At 70.1% G+C, this 21,041-nt stretch carries 16 protein-coding genes; 5 read left to right on the top strand and 11 right to left on the bottom strand.

The features are described from left to right. Positions 1-62: 62 nt before the first annotated feature. Positions 63-839, top strand: coding sequence for an enoyl-CoA hydratase/isomerase family protein (locus OG928_RS19610; protein ID WP_406285499.1), 777 nt, complete (start codon positions 63-65; stop codon positions 837-839). A 97-nt stretch (positions 840-936) separates the two neighbouring features. Here the strand turns inward: OG928_RS19610 and OG928_RS19605 are convergent, their stop codons facing one another. The 3 genes from OG928_RS19605 to OG928_RS19595 all read right to left on the bottom strand — a co-directional run bounded on the left by OG928_RS19605 (position 937) and on the right by OG928_RS19595 (position 4,806). Next, on the bottom strand, positions 937-2,358 hold the full coding sequence (locus OG928_RS19605) for a hypothetical protein (protein WP_406285496.1): 1,422 nt from the start codon (positions 2,356-2,358) through the stop codon (positions 937-939). Positions 2,359-2,621: 263 nt separating this feature from the next. After that, entirely contained in the window at positions 2,622-3,650 is a 1,029-nt protein-coding gene (locus OG928_RS19600) for an acyl-CoA dehydrogenase family protein (protein ID WP_406285493.1), read from the bottom strand. Between the two features lie 13 nt (positions 3,651-3,663). Beyond that, positions 3,664-4,806, bottom strand: a complete 1,143-nt coding sequence (locus OG928_RS19595) for an acyl-CoA dehydrogenase family protein (RefSeq protein WP_406285492.1) — start codon at positions 4,804-4,806, stop codon at positions 3,664-3,666. 207 nt (positions 4,807-5,013) lie between these two features. Here OG928_RS19595 and OG928_RS19590 point away from each other — a divergent pair, with 207 nt between their 5' ends. Next, the gene (locus tag OG928_RS19590) at positions 5,014-6,180 is read left to right on the top strand and encodes an acetyl-CoA C-acetyltransferase (protein ID WP_406285490.1); all 1,167 of its coding nucleotides are present in this window, start codon (positions 5,014-5,016) and stop codon (positions 6,178-6,180) included. Between the two features lie 105 nt (positions 6,181-6,285). Here OG928_RS19590 and OG928_RS19585 read toward each other — a convergent pair whose 3' ends face one another. The 7 genes from OG928_RS19585 to OG928_RS19555 form a co-directional block, all read right to left on the bottom strand. Beyond that, entirely contained in the window at positions 6,286-7,473 is a 1,188-nt protein-coding gene (locus OG928_RS19585; protein ID WP_406285487.1) for a hypothetical protein, read from the bottom strand. 564 nt (positions 7,474-8,037) lie between these two features. Continuing rightward, positions 8,038-9,963 (bottom strand): cell wall-binding repeat-containing protein, encoded by a 1,926-nt coding sequence (locus tag OG928_RS19580; protein ID WP_406285485.1) that lies wholly within the window; start codon positions 9,961-9,963, stop codon positions 8,038-8,040. A gap of 369 nt (positions 9,964-10,332) precedes the next feature. Next, on the bottom strand, positions 10,333-12,471 hold the full coding sequence (locus OG928_RS19575) for an MMPL family transporter (RefSeq protein ID WP_406285483.1): 2,139 nt from the start codon (positions 12,469-12,471) through the stop codon (positions 10,333-10,335). A gap of 362 nt (positions 12,472-12,833) precedes the next feature. Then, entirely contained in the window at positions 12,834-13,928 is a 1,095-nt protein-coding gene (locus tag OG928_RS19570; protein ID WP_406285481.1) for an NAD(P)H-dependent flavin oxidoreductase, read from the bottom strand. Beyond that, positions 13,925-14,710 carry a CoA-transferase subunit beta gene (locus OG928_RS19565; protein WP_406285479.1) on the bottom strand — a complete coding sequence of 262 codons (786 nt, stop codon included), beginning with the start codon at positions 14,708-14,710 and terminating at the stop codon, positions 13,925-13,927. The genes OG928_RS19570 and OG928_RS19565 overlap by 4 nt, the downstream gene beginning before the upstream one ends. After that, on the bottom strand, positions 14,707-15,576 hold the full coding sequence (locus OG928_RS19560) for a CoA transferase subunit A (protein WP_406285476.1): 870 nt from the start codon (positions 15,574-15,576) through the stop codon (positions 14,707-14,709). The genes OG928_RS19565 and OG928_RS19560 overlap by 4 nt, the downstream gene beginning before the upstream one ends. Before the next feature lie 16 nt (positions 15,577-15,592). Further along, the gene (locus OG928_RS19555) at positions 15,593-16,351 is read right to left on the bottom strand and encodes an enoyl-CoA hydratase family protein (protein WP_406285474.1); all 759 of its coding nucleotides are present in this window, start codon (positions 16,349-16,351) and stop codon (positions 15,593-15,595) included. Positions 16,352-16,567: 216 nt separating this feature from the next. Here OG928_RS19555 and OG928_RS19550 point away from each other — a divergent pair, with 216 nt between their 5' ends. After that, positions 16,568-17,371 carry an SDR family oxidoreductase gene (locus OG928_RS19550; RefSeq protein ID WP_406285471.1) on the top strand — a complete coding sequence of 268 codons (804 nt, stop codon included), beginning with the start codon at positions 16,568-16,570 and terminating at the stop codon, positions 17,369-17,371. Between the two features lie 4 nt (positions 17,372-17,375). Then, on the top strand, positions 17,376-18,026 hold the full coding sequence (locus OG928_RS19545; RefSeq protein WP_406285469.1) for a TetR/AcrR family transcriptional regulator: 651 nt from the start codon (positions 17,376-17,378) through the stop codon (positions 18,024-18,026). Positions 18,027-18,145: 119 nt separating this feature from the next. On the opposite strand, the gene OG928_RS19540 is transcribed toward OG928_RS19545, so the two are convergent. Next, a complete protein-coding gene (locus OG928_RS19540) occupies positions 18,146-19,390 on the bottom strand; it encodes an acyl-CoA dehydrogenase family protein (protein ID WP_406285466.1) in 1,245 nt (414 codons plus the stop codon). A 128-nt stretch (positions 19,391-19,518) separates the two neighbouring features. On the opposite strand from OG928_RS19540, the gene OG928_RS19535 reads away from it, so the two are divergent. Beyond that, positions 19,519-21,036, top strand: a complete 1,518-nt coding sequence (locus tag OG928_RS19535; RefSeq protein WP_406285464.1) for a class I adenylate-forming enzyme family protein — start codon at positions 19,519-19,521, stop codon at positions 21,034-21,036. Positions 21,037-21,041: the final 5 nt, after the last annotated feature.

Below are 21,041 nucleotides of genomic sequence, written 5' to 3'. Positions count from 1 at the left end.
GAACGGCGATCGAGACGCAGACCACCGCGATGTGGTGGTCACCGATGATTGAGGGTTGAGGCATGCGCAAGTTCGAGACGCTGGGCTACGAGCAGGAGAACGGCGTCGCGTGGGTGACGCTGAACCGCCCGGACCGGCACAACGCGTTCGACGTCACGATGATCGACGAACTGCACACGCTGTGGCGTGCGCTGCGACACGACGACGACGTGCGCTGCGTCGTGCTGACCGGCGCGGGCGACAAGGCGTTCTGCACCGGGATCGACCGCGGCGTGGACATCCCGCAGCCGTCGTCGCCGTTCATGATCGACGACCCGATGCTCAAGATCGGGCCGAAGTTCTCGGACCTGTGGAAGCCGGTCGTCATCGCGGTCAACGGGATGGCCTGCGGTGGCGCGTTCTACCTGCTCGGCGAGTGCGAGTTCGTGATCGCGGTGGAGGAGGCGACCTTCTTCGACCCGCACACGACGTACGGCATGGTGTCCGGATTCGAGTCGATGCACCTCGCGCAGCGGATGCCGCTCGGCGAGGTCATGCGGCTCACCCTGCTGGGCAACGCGGAGCGGATGAGCGCCAAGCGCGCGTACGAGACCGGACTGGTCTCCCAGGTCGTCCCGGCCGCCGAGCTGCTCGAAACGGCGCGCTGGGCCGCCGAGACGATCGCGTCCTACCCGCCGCACGGCGTCCAGGGCTCGATCCGCTCGATCTGGGCCGCCCGCGACCTGACCCGCGCACAGGCCCTGAGCATGGCCCCGCACATGATCGAACTGGGCAACCTGGACTGGTCCGAGCAGGCCGGCCTGTTCCAGGGCCGCAGCAAGGAGTACCGGGTCCGCTGAGGCGGCCCACTCGTTCGGGTGATCCGCGCGAACCGACGCCGGCTCACCCGAACGCGCCCCGCGACCCACCGTGCATGTCCCACCGCGACGGGGCGAGCTATCGATCCAAGGACTTGCCGCGATCGACGTCCCGCGACCTACCGGACGAGAACGTGCCGCGAACCACGTCGGGCGAGCCACCGGGCGGTCCCGGCGTGGACTGCCATGGATGAACGCCGGCGGGCCGATCGTCGGGGGCGGGGTCGATGGCCGGGAGTCCCCGCGAGGGTCTTGCCCGGACCACCCCGTCGCCGGTCGTGACGGCCCGGGCGATGGCTTGGTCGAGGGCGCCACCGGCCCGTGCCTTCCGGTCATAGGCGCGACGGACGGGCATCTGTACTCGCTGGGGCAACGGCGCGGCGAGTCCGTGTGCCGCGACGACGGCCGCGACGGCGTCCCGCGACGGTGCCCGCTGCGCGGTGGGACTGCTCGCGGGCTCCGACTTGGCGACCCGGGCCATCGTCGTGACCACTTCGTCCGTGATCTCGACCGGTCTCGGAGGCTCCCACGGTCGTACCCACGCGGGTCCCCTTTTGGGCTCCGGAGCCAGGCCATGCCAATGCAGTTCCGTGTGGGCGAACCTCACCAGGTCCTTCGCTCGCACGACCCGCGACCCGCGCAGCACTCGGGCCTCGTTCTTCTTGGAGGCGTGGTGCGGCCACCACACGCCGTAGGCGGCCCGCAGGCTCAGGAATTCCGGGTTGGCCTCCGCGCCCGGAACCGTGCGACCGAGTTCGCCGAACATCGGGCCGAAGAACGCACCCGAGTATCGCCGCCTGCCGCGACTCCAGGGGATGTGCAGCCTCGGAGGCGTCCGGTTCAGCACCCACGCCTCGTCCATGAGTCGGTCGGATGCCTGGTCCAACGGTCGATCGCCGACCCAGTGGTAGCGGGCGTAGCCGAAGAGGGGCGGCCGAACGCCCTCGGGGACCGCACCGGTCTCGACGAGCCAATTGCCCTCCGGAATGACGCCCTTGCGAAGTTGCTTGAGAATCTCCTTGCGGCGCTCGTACTCGTGGATTATCTGCGGCCATTCGTCAGCCGAGATGGCGCGAGCCAGGCGGGCCGCGAAGGAGGCGTTCCTGCGCAGTTCATCCGCGCTTCCGGACGGTCGCACGCCATCCTCGACGATCGGCGGGCTCAGCTTGCCGGACTCGAGCTGTTTCCACATCTCGGCCTCGGTCGCGGGCGGATCGGGCTTTGTGTCGTCGCCCTCCTTCATGGTCCACAACTTCGGCATGGCGTAGATCTCGCCGTGTGGGCCGATCCGGGGCCACCATCTGACACTCATGTCCGCGCGCTTCTGCGTCTCGTCGGCTGTGAGCCTGTGCAGTAGGCGAAGTCCCCCGATGATCGCCCGGTACACGGGGACCCGACGACGCATCCGGCGATACTCGACCCGAAATCGCTCGTCGCTCTCCAGCCAGGCGCTGCCCTGGAGTTTCCGACCACGGACGTGATCGGTGATGGCGTTGGGCACTGTGATCCATTCCGGTACACACAGGTATCGGGAATGCGCGGGTCCGAATCGATGAGCCTACTGGGAGAGTTGCCCGCTGCGGGCAATGCCCGGCCCCTCGTCGACGCTCCCGAACGGGTCCGGCCCGTCGGGGTCCTCGCACAGGATCGTCCGCTGATCGAGTCGTTGCCGTGATCGACACGAATGCCCCCGATTCGAGAATGAACCGGAGGCATTCGCGCGTGACGACGGCCGCCCTGATGCGTCGTCAGTTCATGGGGTGATCAGAACGACGGTGTGGTCGGCGCCGGTGTGTCGCCGAGCAGGTCCGTCGCCACCCGGTCGCGGTGCGTGCCCACGTCGCCCCACGCGGTGCCCAGGGCCCACGCGCGCTTCATGAACAGCTGGAGGTCGTGCTCCTCGGTGTAGCCGATCGCGCCGTGCACCTGGAGACAGTTGCGGGCCGCGAGATCGGCCGCCTCGGTCGCGTAGATCTTGGCCATCGACACGTCGCGGGCGGCCGAGGGCAGGTCGCGCGCGAGCGAGTAGGCCGCGCGCAGCACGACCGGCTTGGCGAACTCCAGCTTGATCAGCACGTTGGCCAGGTGGTGCTGGACCGACTGGTGGGTGCCGATCAGCACGCCGCGCTGGACCCGCTGCTTGGCGTACTCGACGGTCATGTCGAGCATCCGTCGGGTCAGGCCGAGCAGTTGTGCGGCGGCGCCGAGCGCGCCGCGGTCGGCCGCGCGGGCCAGGGCCGCCTGCGCGCCCGAGGCCACCAGGGTCTCCGGGACCGGCTCGAAGCCGACCGTGTAGAGCTTGCGGCTGCGGTCGACCGAGCGCTGCGCAGTGAGCTCGCAGTCGGCCGGGTTCACCACGTGGACGTCGCCGTTGTCGAGCCCGATCACGAGCAGGTCGGCGGCGGCGGCCTCGACCGCGAGCCGCTGACCGGGCAACAGCACGGAGGCGGTCGCCGCACCCGACGCGATCCGGGCCAACCACCCCGCGTCCGGCGCGAACTCGGCCAGCAGGCCGACCGCGACAGCGGCTTCCAGCAGCGGCTCGGGCAGCGCGGCGTAGCCGGTCTCGACCAGCACGGCGGCGAGCTCCTCGTCGCCCATGCCCAGGCCGTCGTGCTCCTCGGGGACCACGATGCCGGTCACGCCGACCTTCGCGAGCTCCTGCCAGCGCGAGGAGATCGCGCTGTCGGCCGCCCACGCGGCGCGTACGTGCGTGGTCGTGCACTGGTCGGCGAGGAAGTCGCGGACCGTGTCGCGGAACAGTTCCTGGTCTTCGGTGTATGCGAGACGCATCGTCGGAATCCTTCTACTTCGCTCGGGGCAGGCCGAGGATGCGTTCGGCGATCGTGTTCCGCTGGATCTCGTTGGTGCCGGCGTAGATCGGGCCGCCGAGCGCGAACAGGAAGCCGTCCAGCCAGCCGCCGTCGCCGTCGTCCAGCTCGCCCGCCTCGCCGAGCAGGCGCAGCGCGGTCGCGTGCAGCTCGACGTCCATCTCGGACCAGAAGACCTTGTTGATCGACGAGTCGGCGCCGATCGCGCCGCCCGCCTGGAGCTTGGTGACGGTGCCGAACGTGAACAGCCGGTACGCCTCGGCGTCCATCCACGCGCGCACGACCGCGTCGCGCTCGGCCGGGCGCGGACTGTCCTTGTACAGCTCGATCAGCCTGTTCGCGGGGGCCACGAAGCGGCCCGGGCTGCGCAGGTTGAGGCCGCGCTCGCTGCCGGTCGTGGCGATCATGATCTTCCAGCCCTCGTTCACGCCGCCGAGCACGTCGGCGTCGGGCACGAAGACGTTGTCCAGGAAGACCTCGGCGAAGCCCGGCTCCCCGTCCAGCTGTGGGATCGGCCGTACCGTCACGCCCGCGGACGCGAGGTCGACCATGAAGTAGGTGAGGCCGCGGTGCCGCTGCGCCTCGGGATCGGTGCGGAACAGGCCGAACAGGCGATGCCCGTAGGTGCCGCGCGAGCTCCAGATCTTCTGCCCGTTCAGCAGCCAGCCGCCGCGCTCCTCGTCGCGGTCGGCGCGCGAGCGCACGTTGGCGAGGTCGGAGCCGGCCTCCGGCTCGGACCAGCCCTGGACCCAGATCTCCTCGCCGGAGGCCATCCTGGGCAGGTAGCGGTCCTGCTGCTCCTTACTGCCGAACTCGAAGACGGTCGGCGCGAACAGGAAGATGCCGTTCTGGCTGACCCGGCCCGGGGCGCCGGCGCGGTAGTACTCCTCCTCGAAGATCAGCCACTCGGTGAGGCCGGCCTCGCGTCCGCCGTACGCCTTGGGCCAGGACACCACGGCCCAGCGCGCGTCGAAGAGCTGCTTCTCCCACGCCTGGTGGGCGAGGAAACCCTCCCGCGTGTCCATCGACGGCAGTGGCTCGGCGGGCACGTTGGCTTCGAGCCAGGCGCGCACCTCCCGGCGGAACTCCTGCTCCTGCTCGGTGAATTCGAGATCCACTGGGCGACTCCCTCGACGGGTGTGAGACCGAGGACACACAGGTCGAAACCCGGTCGGACACGGGTAGCATAACTGACGGGTCGTCAGGTTAACCGCTTCGCACGGTGTCGCGACACCATACGGAGCGTGCGATCCGACACGCGGGCAGTCCGAACGTCAGTCGAGACGGTCGAATACTCGATCGGTCGAATTCCAGAGGGGGCCCCAGTGGCCGAGGCATACATCGTCGACGCGGTCCGCACGCCGGTCGGCCGCAAGAAGGGCAGCCTGGCGGGCGTACACCCGGCCGACCTGGGCGCGCACGCGATCCGGGCGCTGGTCGCCCGCACCGGGATCGACCCGGACGTGGTCGAGGACGTGGTGTTCGGGTGCGTGGACGCGATCGGGCCGCAGGCGGGCGACATCGCGCGCACGGCGTGGCTGGCGGCCGGCTACAGCGAGGCGGTGCCCGGCGTCACGATCGACCGGCAGTGCGGGTCCTCGCAGCAGGCGATCCACTTCGCGGCACAGGGCGTGATGTCCGGCACGCAGGACGTGATCGTGGCCGGCGGCGTACAGAACATGAACCAGATCCCGATCGCGGCCGCGATGACCTCGGCCGCGCAGTTCGGCTTCACCGACCCGTTCTCGGGGTCGAAGGGCTGGGTCGCGCGCTACGGCGACCAGCCGGTGGACCAGTTCCACGGCGCCGAGCTGATCGCGAAGCGCTGGGACATCTCCCGGTCGGAGATGGAGGAGTTCGCCCTCGCCTCGCACGACCGCGCGATCCACGCGATCGACAACGGGTACTTCGAGCGCGAGATCGCCCCGATCGACGTGGACGGCACACTCGTCTCGGTCGACGAGCCGCCGCGTCGCGGCACCACCCTGGAGAAGATGGCCGGGCTCAAGGTGCTGATGGAGGGCGGCCGGATGACCGCCGCCGTCGCGTCGCAGATCTCCGACGGCGCGGCCGCGCTGCTGATCGTGTCGGAGCGGGCGCTCAAGCAGTACGGGCTGACCCCGCGGGCCCGGATCCACCACATGAGCGTGCGCGGCGCGTCCCCGATCGAGATGCTCTCGGCGCCGATCCCGGCCACCGAGTACGCGTTCGCGAAGTCCGGCCTGACCATCGACGACATCGACGCGGTCGAGATCAACGAGGCCTTCGCCCCGGTCGTGCTGTCCTGGATGAAGGACATCAAGGCCCCGCACGAGAAGGTCAACCCCAACGGCGGCGCGATCGCCCTGGGCCACCCCCTCGGCGCGACCGGCGCCCGCCTGATGACCACCCTCCTCCACCACCTGGAGCGCACCGGCGGCCGCTACGGCCTCCAGACCATGTGCGAAGGCGGCGGCCAGGCCAACGTCACCATCATCGAACGCCTGGGCTGACGGACCACGAACACACACGGGCGCGGCCACCGGATCGGTGGCCGCGCCCGTCGCGCGAGTATGAAGGGCCCTGTGGGCTACTCGGTCTGCTCGGTCTGCTCGGATCTAGGAAGACCGCTCCGGTTGCCAGACCGGGGTCCGGCTGCCGTCCGGCCAGACCGTGCTGCTCTTGCCGGTCCGGCTGTCGTAGGCCACCGTGCGAGAGATGCCCGCGGCCCCCGCGTCCTGATGGTCGATCGCGATCTGGCGGCTGTCGGGGGACCAGTCGAAGACCGGGCGGACGCCGCCGCCCATGTTGGTCGCGTTGCCGGGGATCAGGGTCAGCTTGCCGGACTCCAGATCCTGGACGTACAGCCGGATCGAGTGGGTGACGACCGAGACGATCGCGAGCTGCTTGCCATCCGGCGAGATGGCCGAAAGCGGGTTCACCGGGGGGAGTTCCTTCGGGCGCGGCACATCGGTGACGGAGCCGTCCTTCGCGTTGTACAGCGCGACGACACCACCCGTGCTCTCGCACGTCGGCGCGGCGTCGGGCCGCCTCGCGTCGCGAGGGGCCTTCCGCGCGCGGGTGAAGGAGTACACCCCGGCCCGGGACGCGGCGAACGTCGAATCGCAGAACTCGTTCGCGTTGTCGAAGAGTTGCTTGGGCGCCGAGCCGCCCTTCGCCGGGACGGACATGATCCGCGCGCCGAGACCGGCCGAGCCGCGCGGGTCGACCGTGTGCGTGAAGAACAGTGTCCCGCCGTCGGCGGAGAACTCCGGCTGGATGTAGGCGCCGTCCTTCGGCGTCAGGTTCACCGGGTCGGATCCGTCGAGGGACTCCACGCGCAGCCCGGGGCCGGTCGTGTCGCCGGCCGTCAGGACGTTCCCCGCGACCCGGTCGGCGGTCGGGGAGATCGCCTCGATCCGGATGTCGCGCGCGGGGACCTCGGCGCGGGCTCCTTGCAGACCCCGGCGATCGGTGACCACCGACCGACCGTCGATGTTCAGGATCATTCGGGCGTTCTGCGGATCGGTCGTCGCACCGGGCTTGGCATCGTCGTCCGCCGGGGGCACGGCCACGCCGGGCGCGCCCGTCGGCGTGGGATCGCCCGTCGCCGTCCGGGCCGCGCCGGGTGCGTCCGTCCGCGGACCGTTCGAGGGCACGGTGTCCCGACCCGGGGCGGCTTGGGCCCGGGAGTCGTGATCGGCCCGGACGAGCATCCAGGCCACCATTGCCGCGCACATCAGCGTGACCAGCGTCGCGGTCAACCACACCGGACGGATCTTCCCCGCACCACTTTGCAAGGGCACGACGCCCAACCTTTCTCGGCAGCGCGAGGTCGTGCGCCACCCACATCCGATGCGCCCCCGAAGGGCCCCATGACCAACGCGCCGTTTCGGCGCGCCCCACCAGTCGCCGCCCATCCAAGCACGCATGGCGCGCTCCCGCCCGAGTGGGGCTCGGCCAACTTGTTCGAAGCACGAAATCCGTCACCGAGAGCCGCATCCGTCCCCCGAGGCCACCGAACGCGCCCCGAACACCCGAGCTGACGGACCGTCACCACACCCCCGGGGGCCCGCCGATCGCCACCGCTCGGCGCACTGGGCTCGGTCACTCGGGAACAGGGGTCGGGCGGGCTCACCGCCGCCGGCCGGAGCCGAGTACGACTTGCGGCGCGGCGGGTCGCGCCGGGCCCGTCCGCGCCGCCGAAGGCGGACGGCGATCGGTGTCGCGGGCGACTCGCTCCCGTACTACGACGTCCACCAATGAACGCACTTGCCGCCCGACGGCGATCCGACACGGCGATCGGACGCCGTCGGATCGCCGTCGGGCGGCACCGGACGCGGGAGGTGATCCCCCGCGTTCGGTCGGTCCTAGCCCAGCGGCACCTTCACGTCGCCGTTCGGCGAGTCCACGAAGTCGTACATCGCGCCCGGCTCGGTCAGCGCGGTCGCCTCGCGGGCCTGGGCGTCGCCGACCGCCGACTGCCCGCCGACGATCACGAGCCGGTCCAGGGAGGGGGCCGTCGTGGTGAGGTAGTCGGTGGTCGCCTCCGGCAGCCCGTCCTCGGTGGTCAGCAGCAGCGGGCCGTGGCCGGCGATCAACGCGCCGCCGGTCAAGGCGTCCTGCCAGGACTCCTGGTTCACCAGCGCGGCGGCCTTGGGCCGATCGATGAACCCGGTCGCGAGCAGGCGCGCGGTATCCGCCGCGTCCGTGCCGTTCGCGGTCAGATCGGCGGGGAGTCCGGCGTCCTCCAGCGCGGTCACGGCGGGTCCGCCGACGGCGGTCACCTTGGTCACCGAGCGATCCAGCGAGCGCAGGTAGTCCTCGGTCGCCTGCGGAAGCGTCTCGCCCCACGTGAACACCACCGTGGTGTCCGAGCGCGACCCGGCGGCGGCACCCGCGGCGAGCGCGTCGTAGTGCTCCTCGGCCGTCGCGACCAGCACGCGCTTCGGCGCCGTGGTCATCTCGTTCGCGATCGCCACGCCGGTATCCGCGACCGCGTCGCCCTCCAGCCGCCTGGGCACGAAACCGAGCGCCCGCACCTGGTTGTCGACCGCCGTGGACACCACGTCCGCACCGCCGAGCACGTACACCATCGCGCCCGGCGCCAGAATCCGCGCCAACTCGGCCGAAACCGCCGGCGCCAGACCCGCCTTCGGCGTGAGCAGCATCGGGCCGCCCTTGGCACCCGCCAGACCCGCACCCGCCAGGCCGTCATAGAACGCGTCGGAGCGCGTCAACACCGCGACCTTCGCCTTGCGCGCACCCGTCGCCGTCCCGGCCGCGTCGTACTTGAACCGCGACGTCGCCACACCCGTCTCGATCGCGTTCGCGCCGTGCACGCGCACGCCCACCGACGGCGTCACGGTCCGGTTCGCCCAGATCGGCTGGACCTCTCCGCCGTTCGGGCCGATGAGGTTCACCGCACCCGTCACCAGGTCGAGGCGCTTACTGACGTTGAAGACGCCGAAGGCGAGGAACCGGCCGTCGGGCGACCACCGCGCGGGCCAGAGGTTGGAGTCCTCGTACACGGCCTTGCTGCGCTTGGTGGCCAGATCGAGGACGCGCAACTCGGCACGCTCGCCGCCGGGCAGCATCCGCATGTAGACCAGGCGCGTCCCGTCCGGGGAAATGCTCGGGAAGACTCCCTCGACGGGAACCTCCACGCCCGCGTCGTTCAGCTCGACGGCGGTCTCGACCGCGCCCGTTCCCGGGGTGTAGAGCATGACCGACGACGCACCGCCGCAGCGGTCGCCGATCGGAGCCTTCCGGGAGAAGGCGTACCGACCCGTCGATGTGGACAGGAAACGGTCGCACGAGATCGTCTGCGCCGGCAGCAGTGGCTGGGCGGTCGCGTCCCGATCCGCGGGAGCCGTCAGCAGTTGGGACTGGGTCCCGGTGTGATCCCCGACAACGTCGCCGGACAGGTACAGCGTCGAACCATCCGGCGAGAAGGCCGAGTCCTGACCGTGGCCGCGGGGTACCACGATGTGCGCGGCCCTGGTCCCGTCGGCGTCGACCGTGCGATACCGGAAGTCGTTCGCCGCGCTGGAACGACCGGCCAGTCGCTTGCCGTCCTTGGACACGGCGTCGAGGGTGTTGAGCCCGGTTTCGGCGACCGGCGAGCGGCCGCCGCCGCCGTCCGCACGGAGCAGACCGAACCCTCCGGATACCCAACCCGAGGTGTAGACCAGCTCCACCGGGTCACCCGGCGCGGCCTGAGTGGGCCGCACGGCCTGTGCGACCGGCATGGCCACGACGGTCGCGGTCAGCGCGAGCGCGGCCGTGGTGCACACGGCACCGACGGTCCTGAATGAAGGTTTCTTCAAGGTCAAGGCAATCATCTTTCGCAAAAGTGAACGACGGCCGGCGACAAGCACATCCCCCGATGCGTCGCGGCGGGCCCCGGGCCACATATCAACAAGACCGTCCGACACCCACGCCCCCAACCAGCCGGACCGGTCCGCGCCGAGCGTAGCGCCCCCACCCCACCCGCGAAAGCACGTTTCCCGAAACCTGACGGCACATCAACACCGTTGTTGGACAGACCAGTTCGGACCGAGCAACGAGCAATCCCGGTGCGCAGGCACGGAACCGGCGGATGCACGCCGAAAGGCGCGACCACCGATTTCGGTGGCCGCGCCTTCGAGGGTTCGCGGGTCGGATCAGAACTGGCGCTCGTACACGTGGGGTTCGTAGTCGGCCGGCTGCTGCGGGACCGCGTGCTGCGGGGCGTGGATCCTCGGGATGCGGCTGGGCCACCAGTTGGCGGTGCCGAGGAGGGTCATCAGGGACGGGAGGATGACGATGCGGACCACGATCGCGTCGATCAGGACCGCGGCGGCCAGGCCGACGCCCATCTGCTTCATGTCCATCATGCTCAGCGTGCCGAACACCGCGAAGACCGAGACCATCACGATCGCCGCGCTGGTGATCACGCCGGCCGAGCCGGTGATGCCCTTCTCCACCGCGTCCCGGGTGTTCAGGCCGCTCTGCGCGGCCTCACGGATCCGGCTGACCACGAAGACGTGGTAGTCCATCGACAGGCCGAACAGGACCACGAACAGGAACAGCGGCAGCCACGAGATGATCGTGCCGTTGGAGTTGAAGTCCAGGATCCCCTCGGCCCATTCGTGCTGGAAGACCAGGACCAGGAAGCCGAAGGACGCCAGCGCCGACAGCAGGTTGATGCCGATCGCGGTGAGTGCCACGACCACCGAGCGGAACGTCACCGACATCATGATGAAGGTCAGCAGCAGGACGAAGCCGATGACCAGCGGCAGCTTGCCCATGACGCGCTTGGCGTAGTCCTTGTTCTGCGCGGTCTCACCGGACACCGCGCTCTCCGCGCCGGGGACCTTGCCGACCGTCTCGGGCAGGATCACCTCGCGCAGTTCCTTGAGCGCGTCCTTGGCCCCGGTGCTCGAGCTGCGGTTGGGCGTGGTGACGCTGACCTTGAACGCCCGGCCGTCTGTGGACACCTCGATCTTCGGGTCGGAGCCGTGCACGAACAGCGGGCTCCGCTCGGTACGGGCGAGGGCCTGCTTGACCGCGGCCTTCGTCTCGGCCTTCTTGTCGGCGGGGGCCAGCGCGACGATGTCGCTCGGGGTGTTCTTGTTCGGGAACGCCTCGGTCATCCGGTCGTAGGTCTTCATGATCGACATGTCGCGCGGGAAGTCGTCCGAGGAGGTGTTCTGCAGCTTCATGTCGAAAGCCGGCAGGGCCAGCGCGCCGAGCGCGAGGACCGACACCACGAGCGTGATCACCGGGTGGTGCAGCGCGGGCCGCAGCAGGGCCTTCCACACCCGGGGCTCGCGGTCCTCACGGGCCGTCAGACGCCACAGGATCGGGATCCGCGGCCGGTCGATCTTGTTGCCCAGCTTGGCCAGCAGTGCGGGCAGCACGGTCAGCGAACCGATCATGGCGACCGCGACGACGATGATGCCACCGGTGGCCAGGCCCGCGAAGACCGCGTCGTCGGCGAGGTACATGCCGGCCATCGAGACGACCACCGCGACGGCGGAGACCACGACCGCGTGCCCCGAGGTCGCCGCTGCGATCTCGATGGCGTCGATCCGGTTCCGGCCCTTGGCCCGCTCCTCGCGCTCACGCTTGACGTAGAAGAGCGAGTAGTCGACGCCGACCGCCATGCCCATCATCATCACCACGCTGGCCACGCTGCCCGCGTCGGGGAAGACGTGCGACGCGAGACCGTACAGGCCCATCGATCCGACCACCGCGGTGATCGCGAGCAGCACCGGCACGGCGGCGGCGATCATCGCGCCGAACGCGACCATCAGGATGATCAGCGTGACCGGGAGGCTGAACAGCTCGGCCTGGCCGAGGTCCTTGCCGATCTGTTCGGTGAGCGCGACGTTCATCGACGCGTCACCGATCTCCGCCATGCGCACGTCGGGGTTGGCCTTCTGGGCCGCCTTCGTGGCGTTCAGCAGGGGATCGATGTGATCCTTCGCCTTCTCCGGGTCGCCCCTCATCGTGAGCGGCACCAACACCCCGGAGCCGTTGTCGGCGGTGACCGGCTCGCCGACCTTGTCGACCTCCTTGAGCTGCCGCAGGCGCTGCGTGACATCGGCCGCGGCCCTGCTCGCGGCGGCCGGGTCCAGCTTCGCCCCGTCCTTCGCGGTGATCAGGACGTTCTCGTCGGCCGCACCGATCATGCCGTACTGGTCCAGGATCTCGGTGGCGCGACCCGACTCGCCGAAGCGGAAGTCCTTGTCGTGGGTCTTCTCCGTCCCCACCATCCCGCCGAGGACCAGACAGGCGACGATAAACGCGACCCACATACCGATCGCTCGCCACGGGTGTGTGGCACTCCATCGTGCGACGCGAACGGTCGCCGGGTGCTTCGCCATCGTCTGGTCCCCTCGTGATTCACCGCGTGCTGCGCTGACAAGATCGAGTCTGTCGTCGCGAGCGGCCGTGAACACTGGAGCCGGCCCCCAAACGCGGTGGGTCTGGACCCACCCCCGCGACGGTTTCCTCACCCCGTGCGGACAGCACAACGTGGTGCCGCCGAAGGAACGGCGACACCACGCAGGCACATTGACGGGGCGTCCGAGAATACCCCGAGAATCACGTAAACGATCTTGATTTTCTCGGAGCAAACTCGACGGGAACTCAGGCCCCGGGCAGGGTTATTGCGTCATCAACTTTCCCGCGATTCGAGGTCGTGCAGAATCTCGCTCGCCTGGGCCGTGATGCGGACGATCAACTCCGCGCACGAGGGCAGGTCCTCGATCACGCCGACGACCTGGCCCGAGGCCATCACGCCCAGGTCCGGACGGCCGTCGACCATCGCGGCCTTGAGCAGCATCGGGGTGTTGGCCGCCATCAGCACCTGCGGCCAGCTGAGCCCCTGCGACTTCTTCATCGCCAGGCCCTCGCGGACCATGTCGGTGAGTTTGGTCCCGCTCAGTTTTTGGAATCTCAGGGCGTTGGCGATCGAGCGCGGGTAGCGCGCGACCACGGACCGCTGTTCGAGTCTCTTCACGAAATCGGTCGCCAGCACCCGGTGCGGGACGCCGTCGACCTCCTTCGACACCACCGTGCCGTTGACGTCGGTCGCGAGGTAGACCTCCTTGACCGCGGTGCCCACCGGGCTGTCCGAGGTCAGCAGGAAGCGGGTGCCCATCGCGATCGCGTCCGCGCCGTACGCCAGCGCCGCCACCAGGCCGCGCCCGTCGAAGAAGCCACCCGCCGCGATCACCGTGACGTCGCTGCCCCTGAGCACGTCGGTCACCTGCGGAAGGAGCAGCGTGGTCGGGATCGAGCCGGTGTGCCCGCCGCCCTCGCCGCCCTGCACGATCACGCCGTCGACGCCCCACTCGGCGACCTTCTGCGCGTGCCGCTTGGCCCCGATCGAGGGGACCACCAGCATGCCCAGGTCGTGCGCGCGCTTGATCAGGTCCTTCTTCGGCGCCTGCGCGAAGGACGCGACCCGGATGCCCTCGCGGCCCATCAGGTCGATCCGCTCGGCCGCGTCCGGCGCGTCCGCGCGCAGGTTGACCGCGAACGCCTTGGCCGTCGTCTTCTTGACCGCGGCGATCGCCGCGACGAGTTCGTCGTACGTCATCGTGGCCGAGGCCAGGATGCCCAGACCGCCGGCCTCGGCGGTCGCCGCGACCAGCCTGGGATAGGACACGTAGCCCATGCCGGTCTGCACGATCGGGTACTCGACGCCGAACTTCTCGGTGAACCCGTTGCGCAGCGCGGGGTGCGGTGTCACCGCGGAGCCCGTCACGCCGGCACCTCGCGCAGCCGCATGCCGCGCGGGTCGATGACGTCGCGGATGATCCGCAGCTCCTCGTCCGTGGGCACCCGCGTGGTCGGCACGTCCGCCGGGATCACCAGCTCGAAGCCGGTCGCCTCGACGACCTCCGCCACCGTGACGCCCGGGTGCAGCGACCGCAGCCGCATCACCTTCGCCTCGGTCTCGAAGTCGATCACGCACAGGTTGGTGACGACCCGTCGGACCTCGTGGAAGCGGCCGGCGCTGCCGACCGAGGCCGCGCGGTCGTAACCGACGCACGAGACCATGTCCACCTTGGGCGTGAGCACGCGCGCCGAGTGCTTGGGGATCCAGTAACTGGTGGTGTGGTTGATCGTGTTGCCCGGGCCGCCGCGCGAACCGAGCACCTGGCGCTTGGGCTTGGCCCAGTCGCCGATCGCCGAGATGTTGGCGTTGCCGTGCGGGTCGATCTGGACCGGGCCCATCATCACGTGCCGGCGGCCCGAGGTGAGCACGTCCAGCACCTGGCGGTAGGGGATCCAGCCGACCACGGCGAACTCGTCCGGCTTGGCGCCCAGTCGGGCGTCGCCCTCGAAGAAGTACGACTCGCCGTTGGACAGCATCAGGTCCGGCTCGAACGTCGCGCGGGCGAGCCGGGCGCCGATCGTGGGGATCGTGCCCATCGGGCTGCCGATGATCTCGCCGTCGCCGCGGAAGCAGTCCGCGACGGCCGCGACGCAGATGTCCGCGCGGCTCGCGACTCCCGGTGCCTCGGTCAGGGTCTCGGTGCTCACTTGGCCGTCTCCTTCTTGAACTCCTCGACGGCGGCCTGGTACGCCGCTTCGCTCTCGACCTTGAGGAATCGCCGCTCGAACGCGGCCCACGCCTCGGGGTCGGCCGCCGCGGCGACGTACGCCTTCTGGAACGCCTCGTCACGGCCGTACTCCGGCGGACACTCGGTGAAGTGCGCGCCGTTCGGGGCCTCGACGACGCCGTGCGTCATGTAGCGGTGCACGGTCAGCGTGTGCACGCAGCCGGCCGCCTTGAGCAGTTCCTCGCTCGGCACGATCCGCTCGGCCGAGACGTACGCCTTCTCGGCCGCGAGGCAGAACAGGTCGTCCATGAACTGGTCGGGGCCGGTCAGCGCGGCGTTGCCGCGCTCGTCGGCGACGTTCGCGTGGATCAGCGCGGCGTCCAGGTTCAGCGCCGGCATCGCCACCAACGTCTCGTCGCCGTACGGCGATTCGATCGTCTTCAGGTGCGGCGAGACCTTGAGGATGTCCGAGCCCAGACCCGCGCGGGTGGGCAGGAACGGCAGCCGCTGCGCGGCGGCGCGCAGGCCGGTGAGGAACATGCCCTCGTCGTATTCGACCGCCTCGACGAGACCGTTCTCGCGGACGTACCGGAAGTTCGGCTCGAGCGGGATCGAGTCGAGCGACACGAACGCGTAGACGAGCTTGCTCGCCTTGCCGGCCCGGGCGAGCAGCCCGACGTCGGGACCGCCGTACGAGACGACGGTCAGGTCCTTGAGGTCGGACCGCAGGATCGCGCGGACCAGGGCCATCGGCTTGCGCCGCGAACCCCATCCGCCGATGCCGACGGTCATCCCGTCGGAGAGCTGTGCGACGACCTGATCGGGCGTCATGCGCTTGTCGGCCATGGATGGTTGCTCCCGTCTACTTCGAGGTGTCCGCGTCGCGACCCTCGGTGAAGGCATCGCGCAATTCGTCCGACACACCGGTCAGGTTCAGCTCGAACGTGAAGCCCTGCTCATAGCGGTACGAGCGCTTGACGTCGACCGGGTCGATGCCGTTCAGCGACGCCTTCGCGGCGCGGATGACGGTCGGGCTCTTCGCGGCGATGCTGCGGGCCACCTCGAACGCGGTCTCGACCAGCTTGTCGCGGTCCACCAGCTTGTAGATCGAGCCGTACGCGTGGAGTTCGGCCGCGGGGGCGTTCTCCGACGTGTAGACCATCTGACGCATGCGGTGCTGCGGGACCAGCCGCGCGAGGTGCGTGGCCGCGCCGAGCGCGCCGCGGTCCACCTCGGGCAGGCCGAAGAACGCGTCGTGCGACGCGACGATGATGTCCGCGTTGCCGACCAGGCCGATCCCGCCGCCGACGCAGAAGCCGTGCACCGCGGCGATCACCGGCACCTCGCAGTCGTACACGGCCGCGAACGCGTCGAAGCAGCCCTTGTTGGCCGCGACGAGCGCGTCGAAGCCCTCGGTGTTCGACATTTCCTTGATGTCGACGCCGGCGTTGAAACCGCGCCCCTCGGCCCGGAGCACGACGGCCCGGACCTGCGGGTCGCGGCTCGCGTCGCGGAGTCGGTCCGCGAGTTCGAACCAGCCGGCGACGGTGAGCGCGTTGACGGGGGGTGCGTCGAGCACCACCTCGGCGATGCCCTCACGCACCTCGTAACGGATAGCCATGGCAACCAGATCCATTCGGCCGCGTGCGTCGGATCGGCTGGTCACGTACCCATGTACCGGCGGGTGCGGCCGACGCGGCCGTCCGGTCGTGAGAGGCACATCACCACCCGATCTGACTGATCGTCAGATTTCTGCCACCATAGTTGACCCCGAGCGACCCACGCCAGACGAACCGAGCGTGGCGCCCACGACACCAGAGCCCTTCAGGAGCAGGCCATGACGTCCTCCACCAACCCGCTCGACATGACCGGGCGCGTCGTCCTGGTGACCGGCGGCGGCAAGGGCATCGGACGCGGCATCAGCGAACGCTTCCTGGCCGCCGGGGCCGACGTCGTGGTGTGTTCGCGCAGCGAACCGGAGACCCTGCCGAGCGCGGGCGGCCGGACGGCGGTCTACACCCCCGCCGACGTGCGCGACCCCGACACGGCCTTCGCCGCCGTGGAGTTCATCGAGGAGCGGTTCGGCCGGCTGGACGTGCTGGTGAACAACGCGGGCGGGGCACCGCAGACCGACGCCGCCACCGCGTCGCCGCGATTCTCGAAGGCGATCATCGAGCTGAATCTGCTCGGTCCGCTGTATTTCGCGCAGGCCGCCCACCGCTTGATGCACCGTCAAGAAACCGGCGGGGTGATCGTGAACATCTCCAGCGTGAGCGGCGTACGGCCCTCGCCCGGCACCGCGGCGTACGGCGCGGCCAAGGCCGGGATGAACTCGCTGACCCGCTCCCTCGCGGTCGAGTGGGCGCCGAAGATCCGGCTGAACTCCGTGATCGTGGGCCTGGTACGGACCGAACAGGCGCACCTGCACTACGGCGACGAGGCCGGCGTGCAGCGCGTCGCGGACACCATCCCGCTGGGTCGGCTGGCCGACGCGTCGGACGTCGCGGACGTCTGCCTGTTCCTCGCGTCGCCCATGTCACGGTACGTCAGTGGAGCCGAACTGCTCATGCACGGCGGCGGGGAAATGCCCGCTTTCCTCCGTGCGGCGGACAGCGAAACCGATCATGCGCCCGTAAACTGACGGCATGACAGGACAAGTTCGCACCGTCGACGGCCGCGTCGCCGGGCGACGCGGACAGGCGACGCGGCAAAAGCTGCTCGACTGCCTCCGCGAGATGCTCGACACGTCTCCGTACCGGGACGTCAAGGTCATCGACGTCGCCCGTATGGCAGGCACCTCTCCCGCCACCTTCTACCAATACTTCCAGGACGTCGAGAGCGCGATCCTCGAGATCGCCAACGACATGGCCAAGGACGGCCAGCGTCTGAAGACTCTCGCCGAGGACCAGAACTGGGCCGGCAAGGGCGGCTACGCCGCGGCCGAGGCCCTGGCCGACGGCTTCCTCGACTTCTGGCGGGACTACGAGCCGATCCTGCGCGTCGTCGACCTGGCCTCGGCCGAGGGCGACAAGCGCTTCTACAAGGTGCGTCAGAAGATCCTGACGGCGGTCACCGGATCGCTCACCGAGGCCATCGAGGCCATGCAGGCCAAGGGCAAGGTCGCGGACGACGTGCAGCCCAACGCCATGGCGGGCACGCTCGTCGCGATGCTCGCGGCGGTCGCCGGGCACCAGAAGGGCTTCGAGTCCTGGAACATCAAGATGAAGGACGTCCGCCCCGCGCTCTCGACGCTGGTCTACATGGGCGTCACGGGCAAGAAGCCGCCGACTCGCTGAGCCGGTCGGCGCGTCGAAGCCGCCGCTCGACCCGGTCTTCGACCACGCCGCCCGCGAAAACGCCGGACGGGCCGAATTCGGCCCGTCCGGCGTTCGAGGACAGCAGGCCGGCCGAGGCCCTAGATGCCGGCCAACTCCGCGATCCGCTCGCGCTGCGCCGTGCGGTCGCCGAACAGCAGCGCCGACGTGGTGGCCCGCTTCAGGTACAGGTGGCAGTCGTACTCCCACGTGAAGCCGACCCCGCCGTGCAGCTGGATCATCGCCTCGGCGACGTGCCGGTACGCGGCCGTCGCCGTCGTCATCGCCAGCGGTGCCATCACCGCCAGTTCGCCGGGCGTCGCGAGCCCCGCGGCCTCCGCCTCGGTGGCCGCCCAGGCCGCGTAGTACAGCGCCGAGCGAGCCGTCTCGACCTCGACGTACAGATCCGCGCAGCGGTGCTTGATCGCCTGGAACGAGCCGATCGGGCGGCCGAACTGCACACGGCCCTTGGTGTACTCGACGGTGAGCTCCAGGCAGCGCGCCGCACCGCCGACCGCCTCCGCGGCCACCGCGATCTCGGCGAGCGCCAGCACCCGCTCCAGGGCCGCGTCCGCCCCGGGGGTACCCAGGAGCCTGGCGGGCGTGTCCGCGAACGTCAGACGGGCCTGCTTGCGGGTCTGGTCCAGGGTCGGGAGCGCCGCGCGGGTCAGCCCGGCGGCGTCCTTCGCGACAGTGAACAGCGCGAGGTCGCCATTGACCCGTGCCACCACCACGATCAGATCCGCGATCAGCCCGTCGATCACGTGTGTCTTGACGCCGTCCAGGCGCCATCCGTCACCCTCGGCGCGGGCGGTCGTCTCCACCGCGCGCACGTCCCGCCGTCCCGGCTCGGCCAGCGCGAGCGCGCCGAGGGTGGTGCCCGCCGCGATCCCCGGCAGGTACTCGGCCCGCGCGTCCTCGTCGCCCGCGTGCACGAGCGCGTACGCCGTCAGCACCGACGACGCCAGGAACGGCGAGGGGAACAGTGACCGGCCCATCTCCTCCAGGGCCACGACCAATTCGGTGAAGCCGAAGCCGACCCCGCCGTACTCTTCCGGAACCGCGAGACCGGGCAGCCCGGTCTGCTCGCACACGCGCCGCCACACCTTGGCGTCGTAGCCCGTCTCGGTGGCCATCACGGCCCGGACCGCGGGCGAATCGCTGTGCTTGTCGAACACGTCCCGAAGTGCTCTGCGGATCTCCTGCTGCTCATCGCTGAACTCGACGTCCACGTACCGCAACTCCTTGGCACTCATGTCACGCGGGTCCGGGTCGGTTGCCCGGCCCGAGTTCCGGTCGGCCCCATTGACGATCCGGCAGCCCGCGAGCACCAGTATCTGACACACCGTCATACCCTTGGAACATTGCTTTCGTCACACCTCTGAAACGTCGCGTTACCCCGGGCGTGTCGTGTTGTGTGGCATAGACCACCCCCACGCCGTTTCTTGCGCGCGCAGGCCGAAGGGACCCCGTTGTGACCGTTCTCGCCCAGGTGCTTCGAGAGGCCGCCCGACGCTTCCCCGAGCGCCGGGCCCTCGTGCACGGCGGAAGCGGGTTCACCTATGGGGGCCTGGACGCGGTGACCGACCAGGTCGCCGCCGGGCTGGCCCGCCGCGGCGTGCGGCCGGGACACCTGGTCGCACTCGTGCTCCCGTCCGGGCTCGAGTACGTCGTCGCCTACACGGCCCTGGCCCGACTGGGCGCGATCACCACGGGGGTGGGACCGCGCTACACCCCCGCCGAACGCGCCGCGATCCTCGCCCAGGCCGCACCGGACCTGGTGCTGGCCACCGACGAGCTGACCGAGGGCGTCCCCGCCGGCCCCGAGCTCGTGCGTTGCGTGCCGGCCGCCGGCGCGCACGACGTCTGGGCCGAACTTCGGCTCGACGAGATCCCGCCCGCACCGCCGGTGACGGGGGATCAGGACCCGGACCTGCCCGAGACGGTCGTGTTCACCTCGGGCACCACGGGGATTCCCAAGGGCGCGTTGTTCACGTCCCGCCAGATCGCCGCGATCACCGCCCTGGACACCGGCGACCACTGGGGCGGGGGCGGCCCGCAACTGGTCGCCACCGGCCTGCCGCACGTCGGCTTCATGACCAAGCTGGCCGGCTATCTCAAGATGGGCGCGACCCTGCACATGCTCGGCCGATGGCGGGCCCAGGACGCCCTGCGCGTCGTCGCCCGCGAGCGGATCCCCTACCTCGGCGGCGTCGCCGCGCAGGTCTCCCTGCTGCTCGGCCGGCCGGAGTTCGACACGTACGACCTCGCGCACGTGCGCGGGTTGATCGTCGGCGGCGGCCCCTCCCCCGCCCCCGTCGTGCACGAGGCCCGGACCCGGTTCGGGGCGGGCTACTCGATTCGCTACTCGTCCACCGAGTCCGGTGGACTCGGCACCCTCACCGCCTTCGACGCCCCGGACTCCGAGGCCCTGCACACGGTCGGCCGTCCCCGACCGGGCACGGAGTTGGAGATTCGCGACCCGATCAGCGGCGCGATCCGGCCCGCGGGCGAGGAGGGGCAGATCTGCCTGCGCTCGCCCGCCGTGATGGCGGGCTATTGGCGCAACCCCGAGGCCACCGCGGCCGCACTCGACGGCGACGGTCGGTTGCGCACCGGCGACCTCGGTCGGATCGACGAGGCCGGCTGCCTGCGGATCACCGGGCGGATGACCGAGATGTACATCCGCGGCGGGTACAACGTGTACCCGCAAGAGGTGGAGGCGGTCCTGCTCGACCACCCCGATGTGGCGTCCGTGGCGGTGGTGCCGCGGCCCAGTCGGGTGATGGGCGAGATCGGCGTCGCGGTCGTGGTGTCACGTGCCGCATCCGAGCCGTCACTCGCCGCGTTGCGCGAGTTCGCGGCCTCCCGACTGTCGACGTACAAGCTCCCCGAGGCGATCCGCATCGTTCCCGAGTTGCCGTTGACCGGCATGGACAAGGTGGACCGCAGATCCTTGACGGAACGTGAGAAGTCGTTCGGGGACGTTTAGTAACC

Origin of the sequence: Embleya sp. NBC_00896, assembly GCF_045207785.1 — a bacterium.
Classification (GTDB): domain Bacteria; phylum Actinomycetota; class Actinomycetes; order Streptomycetales; family Streptomycetaceae; genus Embleya.
The sequence above is the reverse complement of the archived record's forward strand: the minus strand, read 5'-3'. Positions and strand labels throughout refer to the sequence as shown.